The following is an 8,989-nucleotide window of genomic DNA, read 5'->3' as shown; positions in this document are numbered from 1 at the left end:
TTTAAGTCAACCGCCACCGGCGGGGGGGGCGATACGGCGGGTCTCGGGGGGGGAAACACGGCGAACGCTTGTTCCTCTTCACAAACTAATGTCTCCGCTCAAACGGGCGCTGACGGCGCCTTTACGGCAACGGCCCCCGCAGGCACCTATACGGTGGCGGTTGACTTAAAATTGTTGATGCTGACCCAGGCATTGGCCACGGGCGAACCGGCGGCGGTAACCACGCCGGACAGGGTGGAATTGTTCGTTGAAAAATTCAATGTAAGCGTCTTTGTGGTATCCGAATCCGCCATGGTGACACTCTGGGCGCACCCTCCGGAAACATCGCAGGACATTGAATTACAATGGGCCATGCAATTGTAGGTGCCTGTACCGACGGAAAGCCGGTAGACTTGGCCGGTGCAACTGTTGGCTGTCGCGTTAGTCCAGGCCCCTCCCATTTCGTTGCAATTAACACTCATATTGTCGCAAATCACACTGTCCCCAGCCTGTAACGTGACGTCGATGAATTTATCCAGGAGGGTGAAACTTAAAGACGCATTGACAACCGTGTCCCCCGCCGCCACCGTTACCGGGGTTGAGGGATAGCCGCCGTAACTACAGGGCCAGGTTTTGCAGTTGGCCCCCACCGTGTAGGTTCCCGGATTGTCAACCGCGCAGTCATAGACACCTCCCGTGGAGGTCGTAACCTGGGTGGAAGTCCATGGAGACACCTGCAGATTGCAATTGACATTGATGGAGTCGGTAACCGGGTTGGATCCTTGAGTGACAGAGACGCGGATGGTGTAAGCCAAAACGGGGGAAGAGAAAAAAATCAAAACAGACCCAAGGCCAAGAACGAGAAATATTTTTTTCATGACCCCCTCCTTGTTAATCCCCCACCCCGTCTGCTGATCGATTTTAATCTTTTCGGACCCGCAAATTTAAGCTATTAAATCGGGGGCTTTGCCGCTGGCGCCCCCGTACCCCCCGTTCGCTCGGACGGATTAAATCCGATCCTCGCTCGCCATTATAGGACAACAACCTCCTGTTTGCGAGGGATTAGTAATTTAAATTATTAATAGTAATTAATTCGGGGGGTTAGGCAATTGCGGAACATCACCCGATTTAAACCAACTCACACACCATATTCGCCGTCGTGCCGGCCACTTCGTGAGGGCTGGTCACCTACACGACAAACACGACAAAAAAGCCTTGACCAAGACTGTACAAGGTTGTACAAATAGGTATGCACCAAGAAATGGCCGTCAGTGAGGTCAGGCAAAACCTTTCCTCGCTTTTAAAGAGGCTTCGAAAAAATCCGGATCGGGCGATTGTGATTACGCTCAACGGCATCCCGGTGGGTGAACTGAGGGCCCCTACTGCCCGCAAACCCCGTGTTTCTATCGGTAAAGCCCTGCTGGAATTTGGAAAATCGGCTGGCGAACCGGAAATCGAATATCCCGCAGGCGGCTCGATTGCGGAAGACCACGATCAATTCCTGTAAAATGAGCTCCGTTTTTGCCGACACCTCGTTCTATTACGCCCTTGCCGACTCCCGCGATTCCCGCCACCCGGAAGCGACCACACTGAGCAAATCGGTGGACGCCAACAATCTTGGTCTGGTTTCAAGCTGGGAGATTATTGTCGAAACAGTGACCCTTTTGAGGAACCGTTACAGTTATCAGGCGGCTGTCAATTTCATTCAAAAAGTCTTGCCAAGCATTCAGGTTATTTACATTGACGACAAAATCCGCCAACGGTCGTTAAGCCTTTTCAAAAAATTTGCATCCGACAAGCGGTTATCGCTTTGTGATGTCATTTCTTACATTCTGGTCAAGGAACACCTGCAGAACATCCCATGTCTGGCTTTTGATGATGATTTTGAAAAGTTGGGTTTGAGGTGTTACCATTAAACCGACTCACACACCAAATTCGCCGTCCCCAATTTCAACCCGCCCTCATTTCTCTGCCGGGCCAGAAACTTCCGCTTTCGTATCTATTTTTGCTAAAGCCAAGGAGGCCTCTTGACGGACAGACAAATCTTTTTTCTTCTTACGCATTTTAATCAGCACTGGCACCGCCTCTTTGGCGTCCGGACCCATCTCTCCTAACGCAACGGCGGCCCTGCGACGAACACCCGGATCGGCATTCTTAAGCCCCTCGATCAACGCCGGTAGATATTTTTTAATTTCAAGACCGTAAAGATTGGCAATCCAATACCGGTCGGAATATCCGGTTAAACGGATAAAAACTTCCCCTATCGAAGGGGCCGGATCGGATTCGATCTGTTGGACAATTTGCAGGACTTTTTCGGGCCCATAAAGAAATTCCAATAAAAACCAGATGCGCCCTCCGTACCTGTAGCTTAAATGCTCTCTTCTTCGCAAGCCCGGATTATCGCCAAACGATCTGTAAAATTTTGCTCCTGAAATTGTGCGGCGCAACTCGGCATCCGAAACGGAGACGGAACTGATTGCAGACCCTTCGTATTTATCTTCCAGATAAACCGCGAAGCCTTCGCACAAAAACGTAGATGCAGAGGCACAAAGATGAGGAGTGGCCAAATGGGTGACCTCGTGCACACCTAACGCACCGTCTATATCTTCACTCACATCAAAAACAATTTTACGTCTGGCGAAGAAGGCATGGGAACGAGATTGACTGTCTTCACCGGGAAGATTGACCAGCACAACATCCATTTTTTCCGGCACTTTCAGGCCCGTAGAACGAACATATCGAATGCCATCTTCCAGTTCCTTCAGGATTTTCGATGATTCCAGGGACTGCGACAAATTATCGTCACCACCGCCGCTGGAGGGACCGTTTTTTTGGAGAAAAACTTGAGCCGATGGATCGACCGTGAGGGCGACTTGGGTCCCTTCACTCAAAGTGGCATCCATGGCTGTTGGCTTTAAAGGTTCCGTCATTTCTTCTCCCAAGCGCTTAAATAGCCTTAACTGATTATCGGCAGGTTTTGGAAAAAGTTGCGGGGATAATTTGTTTTTTTAACTTAAAATACTACGCAATATCAATAAGTTAAATGCATCTGCCTCGCAACCAAGACTTATCTGGCGAAAATGGCCAATAAACAATTGACGATTAAGCCAACATTTTGTACACTTGAAAATGAATTGAACAGTTCGGCACCTAACGATGAAAAAATACACTGCCAGCGAGGCCCGAAACAATCTGGGCGAAATCATTAACCGGGCTTATTACACCAGTCAACCGGTGATTGTAGAACGCCGGAACAAGCCACTGGTCGCTATTGTTCCCCTGACCCCTCCCGGTCACACAACCGAATCAGCCCCTTGGGGCCTTCCCATCTATCATTTAGGCGGCACGAAGGGGACTCTCTCCCGTTCCGAAATTTATGGCAAAGAAGGAAGATAAGTTCTGCGTCCTGGATACAAATATTTTGGTCTATGCGCTGGATGCCGATTCCGACCATCATGCGGAAGTCAGAAATCATTTGGAACAACTGCACAAGACCGGATACCGCTTTTGCCTTACCGAACAGATTGTTCGCGAAACTCTGGTGGTTGTGACCCAGTCCCGTTTGACCCATAAACCGGTCTCATCCCGCGAAGCCAGATTGCTCGGCTGGCATCTTCTATTTCAAATGGTTTTGTTGCACAGCAACAATTTTTCGCGGCTGACGTTATTGGACTTGATTGAAAAGTATGATTTGAAGGGGAATATCATCCACGACGCCAACATCGTGGCGGTCATGGTCTCACACGGCGTGAAGGAACTTTATACCTGCAACAAAAAAGATTTTCCTTACGACGAAATCTCGTTGATCAAATAGATCACATCAACTCACACACCATATTCGCCGTCGTGCCGGCGACCGTATGCTTGCTGTAGTAGGTGGCGTCCTGGGCTTTCTTTTTCTTGGCAACCTTCTTCGCCCATTGTTCGCGGGTTAAGCCCTTTTCCTTGAGCGTCTGTTCGAATTCCTCTTCGGCCTTCCGTTTGGCCTTGAAAAGGACCATCTGGATTCGGCTGTAAACATTGATGGCGCCGTCACCGGAGGTTTCAATCGGGAGGAAAATCGCCTCGGGGTATCTTTCGGTGATGACCGACTGCACGCCGTCGGAAACACCGCTACTCGGCATGCACCCAAAGGGCTTGACCGACAAGGTCATGTGGGCCTTTTTATGGATGACATTCTGGATCAGCTTGCCGATCTCCATATGCCCTTCCCCGCCACGCAAATCGTTGTTGTAATGCTCGTGCGCCACCCGGGCGTTTTCGTCCTGGTCCGGAAGTTTGTAGTTCCGTAAACCCAGGCAGAAGGCAAAGGTCTTGAAGGTGCCCCGCAGGATCTTTTCGGCGACCCAGAGGGTCAGGAATTTCTTTCCGACCTTTTCGGTCTTCAACCCTTTGCGGGTACCCAAGTCCATCGCCTTGAGCGTCATCCGACGGCGGGTATCCACCCGGGCCTGCCAGATATTGTAGAGCACCCAGCCGGCAATCAGCTGAATATCGACTTCCGCCCCCTCCTGTTCGAGGAAGTGCTGAAGACGGTAGTTCCCCTCCCCTTCGGTGGTCATCGCCCAAAATTCGCCGATAACGCTGACTTTCGGTTTCACAATCGTTCGATCGACTTTGACTTGACGAAGAATCTTCCGGCTCTTCCAGAGGGCCTTCAAGATAGAGGTCCGTTCCTTAAGCGCCTTCATGATGATTTCTCGGCATTCGAGAACCGCCTTGTCGGTCGCCCCACGTTCTACCTCGTAGGGACGAATCCGGTACATAATCGCATTTAATGCGTCGCCGGCGAAAATCGACTTGGCCAAGGTCACAAAAAAATCTTTGTCCATTTTCAGACCAACCTCTTTTCCCGTCGCCTGATTCATGCCGCCATTCGGCTCGAACAACATGACGCGGAATCCGTCAAACCCGGCATCGCGCAGGGCCTTGCGGTACTCGGTGACATACATTCCGAACCGGCAGGGACCACAGCCACCGGCAGTGAGAAAGACATGCCTGTCGATGATATCCTCTGTGCTCATCCCCTCTTTGTCGCGGAGCTGGATAAGATATTTCACCAGGTTTCCGACGGTGAAATAGGTGGGATTGCACTGGCCGCGGTTGCCATATTCTTTTCCCATCTGGAGCGAATCGTTGTCGGGACAATCCATCGCCTTGATCTGGTAGCCGAGCCCGGTGAGCCCCGCCTGGACAAAGTGGTCATGCGCCATGGTGAGGCCCGAAACGAGAATCGTGGTATGGGCCCGCTGGTCGGCGTAGAAGGCGCGATTGACTTTTTCCTCCCATTGCTTTTTTTCGGTTGGGAGTCCGAGACGGACGCGCTCTTCTTTTTCGAATTTGGCCAATTCCGCCTCGATGGCGGCCATGACGGCGCCCGGATGGGCGGGCAAACGATTTTGATTCAAATTATTTTCCATAGGACCTCCTTATTCACAATTCACACATTGAAAGTTTCGACCTCTGCCTGTCTGTCCGGCATGTCGATCGGCCGGACCGCCGGAATCTGTTCCTCGGCCTGCGACCTGTTTTTCATCCGCTCCAATTCCTTCTCCACCATCAATTCCACCGGGATTTCATCGGAGGCGGTTTCGACTTCCGGCAGGCCGAGGCCGTAAAAGTGCATCAGCTCACGCCGCCTTTCCGCGATGCGGCGGGTCAGTTCATCCATTTTCAGCAACCGGTCGGCCAAAACTTCCTCTCTTAATGACAAAGAATGGGCAAAAGTCTTGACCCGAATTTTGATGGAACCTCCCGGCTTGTTGGCATCGATTTCGTGAAGCGCCGAGTAGGGAACACCGCCGGTTGAAATGATCTTGTCGATGATCCCGTAGGTGGGAGCATCGTGCCCGCACTTGAAGCTGGAGAGATCGAGCACCGCCACGTTCGGATGATGGGCGGCAAACTTGGCGGCCCACACTTTTTCCGCGCTGTTGGTGGAATAGTTCTCGGGCCAGACATCGGTGACTTCGTACGGCGATTTGATGACTCCCCTTTCGAGGTCTTCCTTAAAAAGCCGGTTGAGGTAGTCCCGGTCCTTCGGGAGCGAACGCATCGATAGAACCGGATACCCCAATATCTGAAATTCATCGAGCACGCTGTGATTCAAACCGGGATCGGTGTGATACGGCCGGCCGATCATCAACAGGGTAATCTTGTTGTTCGCCTCGGCCCAGTCGAGCGTTTCGCGCCCCTTCTGTTGCAAATTGAGGTTGAACCGATCCAGCGCCTTCCACCCCTGATCCATCGCCCAGTCACTTTCATCCTCGGTCACCCCCAAAAGCGGGCCAAAGGTCTCAAACATCTGCCGCTTGAAAAGGGTCTTCTCGTTCATCGTCACCGCCGGATCGAGATAGGTGATCCCCCGTTCCTTGAAGAAATTGTTTTCCTTCGTGAAGGCCGCCTTCATCACCTCCGGAGCGCCGGCAACAATGGGGCAGGAAGCGGTGTCCATAATTCCTTCCAGATAAGAAGAGACATGCGTGATGATCGGAAAGAAAATATAATTGAGCGGCTTGTCGGCCTGATGCTTGTGGAAAAGAAGATTGTGGAGATGCGCCTGCGCCACTTTGGAGGGATAGCAGGGATCGATTGAACCGTACTTTCCTCCTTCCACCCACATCTCTTCGGAGGTGAAATCGGAATAGACGATGTTCGACTCCGGAATACCAAGGGTATGGAGGTAGGTGGTCCAAATGGGGGCGGTGCTGTAGATGTTCAAGACGCGCGGAATGCCGATGCGGATTTTAAGACGTTCTTCGGCGGACTTTGCGGATGATCGGACAATCGGCCGCTTGATTGCTTTGCGCTTGATGTTCCCGAAAAGGGTCTTTTTGACCGCGATATCGTCGATCGTCGTTCCAACGGCCGGGATTGGGTCAGAATCATAAACGGTGAAAGCTGTCTTGGCCTCGTAATCGACGAGATTCGGAAATTTCTTTTTCAACTGCTGGCGATTTTTGGCCACCTGCACCATCGCCTCTTTCGATTCGACCGTCCCCTTTTCACACGAAAAACCGGAAATATAGCGGCTGGTTTTTCCATCCGGAGTTTCCGTATCGATAAAGGTTCGACTGCAGTTGTTCGGACAAAAATGACAAACGGTCGATTCGTCGTTTTTGGAAGTATACTTTAAATTGATCGTGGCGCCGAGACCGATATAGGTGGAAAAACCGCGGCGTTGAACCACCCGCCGCGTTTCCATGGCGGCGCCGATCGCCCCTGCCTCGCCGCAATGGGGATGAACAAGAACCTCGGCCCCCGGGACCCTTTCTTTGATATAGTCGACCTGCGCCTTGACGGCGGCGAGATTGTACTGGGTCCCTCCCTGCAAGACAAACTTTCGTCCCAGCTCCGACATGCGCGGAATCTGCACCACATACTGCCAGACATTTTTGGGAAGAACCTGCGCCAGGCCGGTGAGCAATTCCTCTTTCGCGTACCCTTCTTTCTGGAAATTGACGCGGTCGCTGTCGAGAAAAACGGCACAACCGTAAGAAAACTTGGGGGCCAGCGAGGCCTGGAAGGCAACGTCGGCATAGTCCTGAACCTTCACACCGAACTGATCGGCCATCGCCTGAAGGAGCATCCCGTTTCCGGCCGAACACTGGTTACTGAGACGGAAATTTTTGATGTCGCCGTTCTGCATGAATAAAACTTTGATATCCTGCCCGCCGATGTCGCAGACAACATCGATATCGTTCCCGAAAAAATGGACGGCGCTCATCATGTGGGCCACGGTTTCGACGATATTCACGTCGGCCTTGACCGACTCCTGCAATACATCGGCCGCATAACCGGTCGCCCCAAAACCAAGGACCTCGAGGGTGGCCCCTTTTTCGACAAAAAAATCGTTCATCTGAAGCAAAATATCTTTCGTGTCCTTGATGGGATTCCCTTTGGAGAGTTGATAGGCCTTGAGAATAAGCTCCCCCTTCTCATCGACAAGGACCGCCTTGGATGAAGTGGAACCGCCGTCGAGACCGATAAAACCACGCACCACATCGCCGGTTTTCACCTCGATCGGCTTGAATTTTGGAATTTTGTACTGTTCCCTGAAGATTTCAAGTTCATCGACATTCTTCACCAGCGGCTTGCCGGCATTCGACCCAAGCTGGGCCTTCCGCCCCGAGGTGATGAATTCCTTCAAATCACTCAGTCCTTTATAGACACCGACATGGGCCTCCTCGAAGGTGCCGTAAATGACGGCACCGTAGGCGGCGTAGTATTGGGCATTTTCGGGGACGAAGATCAGTTCTTCGATCGGGACATCCTTGGGATAGGGATAATTCCGTTCATTCCATGTCTCGGGAATCCGTTTGTGCCAGCACTGCTTCAGGAATGGAAGATAGGTGTTTGGTCCGCCGAGGAGCAGCACCTTGTGCCGGAGCGTATTCCCGCGGGTGAGAACGGAGAGATTCTGCATCACAATCGCATCGGCAAGACTGTTTAAAATTTCGTTGGCGGGAATGCCCGATTTGACGAGATTGACGATATCGGTTTCGGCAAAGACGCCGCACTTGGCCGCCACATGGTGGAGTTTGGAATCGTCGTAGTTGAGATTCCCCAAAAATTCGCGCTCGACCCCGACTTTAATGACGCACTTGTCGATGGTGGCGCCGGTCCCGGAGGCGCACTTGTCGTTCATCGAGGTGATCGCCTGCTTGTCGCCGGTCTCTTCATTCGCTTTGTAGATGATGATCTTGGCATCCTGCCCGCCCAGTTCGATGACCGATCCGACATCGGGATGCAATTTTTCCACCGCCATGGTGACGGCGTTCACCTCTTGTACGAACTTGCCGCCGAGAGGCTTGGTCACGGGCCCCGCCCCGGAGCCGGTCGTGAAGATCCGGATATTTTCGGTGGAGACATCGGAAAATTCGTTCCCGATACGGACAAGAAACTCCATCGCCTTTTCAGCCTGACGGGTTTCGTGGCGCTGATAGTCACTCCAGAGGATTTGAAGCGTGTCGGGATCGACCACACAGGCTTTTACGGTGGTGGAGCCGAC

General features: G+C 52.1%; 8 protein-coding genes. 4 read left to right on the top strand and 4 right to left on the bottom strand.

The window, feature by feature from the left end:
* Positions 1-146 precede the first annotated feature (146 nt).
* Positions 147-857, bottom strand: coding sequence for a hypothetical protein (locus HYU99_10945; GenBank protein ID MBI2340860.1), 711 nt, complete (start codon positions 855-857; stop codon positions 147-149).
* 371 nt (positions 858-1,228) lie between these two features.
* On the opposite strand from HYU99_10945, the gene HYU99_10940 reads away from it, so the two are divergent.
* Together HYU99_10940 and HYU99_10935 are read left to right on the top strand one after the other, a co-directional pair.
* On the top strand, positions 1,229-1,486 hold the full coding sequence (locus HYU99_10940; GenBank protein MBI2340859.1) for a hypothetical protein: 258 nt from the start codon (positions 1,229-1,231) through the stop codon (positions 1,484-1,486).
* Between the two features lies 1 nt (position 1,487).
* Positions 1,488-1,895, top strand: a complete 408-nt coding sequence (locus tag HYU99_10935; GenBank protein MBI2340858.1) for a type II toxin-antitoxin system VapC family toxin — start codon at positions 1,488-1,490, stop codon at positions 1,893-1,895.
* Between the two features lie 45 nt (positions 1,896-1,940).
* Here the strand turns inward: HYU99_10935 and HYU99_10930 are convergent, their stop codons facing one another.
* Entirely contained in the window at positions 1,941-2,921 is a 981-nt protein-coding gene (locus tag HYU99_10930; GenBank protein MBI2340857.1) for a HEAT repeat domain-containing protein, read from the bottom strand.
* A 214-nt stretch (positions 2,922-3,135) separates the two neighbouring features.
* On the opposite strand from HYU99_10930, the gene HYU99_10925 reads away from it, so the two are divergent.
* Together HYU99_10925 and HYU99_10920 are read left to right on the top strand one after the other, a co-directional pair.
* Positions 3,136-3,375, top strand: a complete 240-nt coding sequence (locus tag HYU99_10925) for a type II toxin-antitoxin system Phd/YefM family antitoxin (protein MBI2340856.1) — start codon at positions 3,136-3,138, stop codon at positions 3,373-3,375.
* Positions 3,356-3,793 carry a PIN domain-containing protein gene (locus tag HYU99_10920; GenBank protein MBI2340855.1) on the top strand — a complete coding sequence of 146 codons (438 nt, stop codon included), beginning with the start codon at positions 3,356-3,358 and terminating at the stop codon, positions 3,791-3,793. Before HYU99_10925 ends, HYU99_10920 begins: the two co-directional genes overlap by 20 nt.
* Position 3,794: 1 nt before the next feature.
* On the opposite strand, the gene HYU99_10915 is transcribed toward HYU99_10920, so the two are convergent.
* Both HYU99_10915 and HYU99_10910 read right to left on the bottom strand, forming a co-directional pair.
* Positions 3,795-5,348 carry a 2-hydroxyglutaryl-CoA dehydratase gene (locus tag HYU99_10915; GenBank protein ID MBI2340854.1) on the bottom strand — a complete coding sequence of 518 codons (1,554 nt, stop codon included), beginning with the start codon at positions 5,346-5,348 and terminating at the stop codon, positions 3,795-3,797.
* 71 nt (positions 5,349-5,419) lie between these two features.
* The coding region (locus HYU99_10910; GenBank protein ID MBI2340853.1) for a CoA activase at positions 5,420-8,989 on the bottom strand (3,570 nt) is incomplete at its 5' end.

The organism is Deltaproteobacteria bacterium, assembly GCA_016183175.1.
Taxonomy (GTDB): Bacteria; UBA10199; UBA10199; order UBA10199; family SBBF01; genus JACPFC01.
Note: the sequence above shows the minus strand (reverse complement) of the source record. Positions and strands in the feature narration are given on the sequence as shown.

Excerpts from the sequence above, each read along its gene's own strand:
- HYU99_10935 (MBI2340858.1), top strand. The coding sequence starts at position 1,488 with ATGAGCTCCGTTTTTGCCGACACCTCGTTCTATTACGCCCTTGCCGAC.
- HYU99_10915 (MBI2340854.1), bottom strand. The coding sequence starts at position 5,348 with ATGGCCGCCATCGAGGCGGAATTGGCCAAATTCGAAAAAGAAGAGCGC.
- HYU99_10925 (MBI2340856.1), top strand. The coding sequence starts at position 3,136 with ATGAAAAAATACACTGCCAGCGAGGCCCGAAACAATCTGGGCGAAATC.
- HYU99_10945 (MBI2340860.1), bottom strand. The coding sequence starts at position 857 with ATGAAAAAAATATTTCTCGTTCTTGGCCTTGGGTCTGTTTTGATTTTT.
- HYU99_10920 (MBI2340855.1), top strand. The coding sequence starts at position 3,356 with ATGGCAAAGAAGGAAGATAAGTTCTGCGTCCTGGATACAAATATTTTG.
- HYU99_10940 (MBI2340859.1), top strand. The coding sequence starts at position 1,229 with ATGCACCAAGAAATGGCCGTCAGTGAGGTCAGGCAAAACCTTTCCTCG.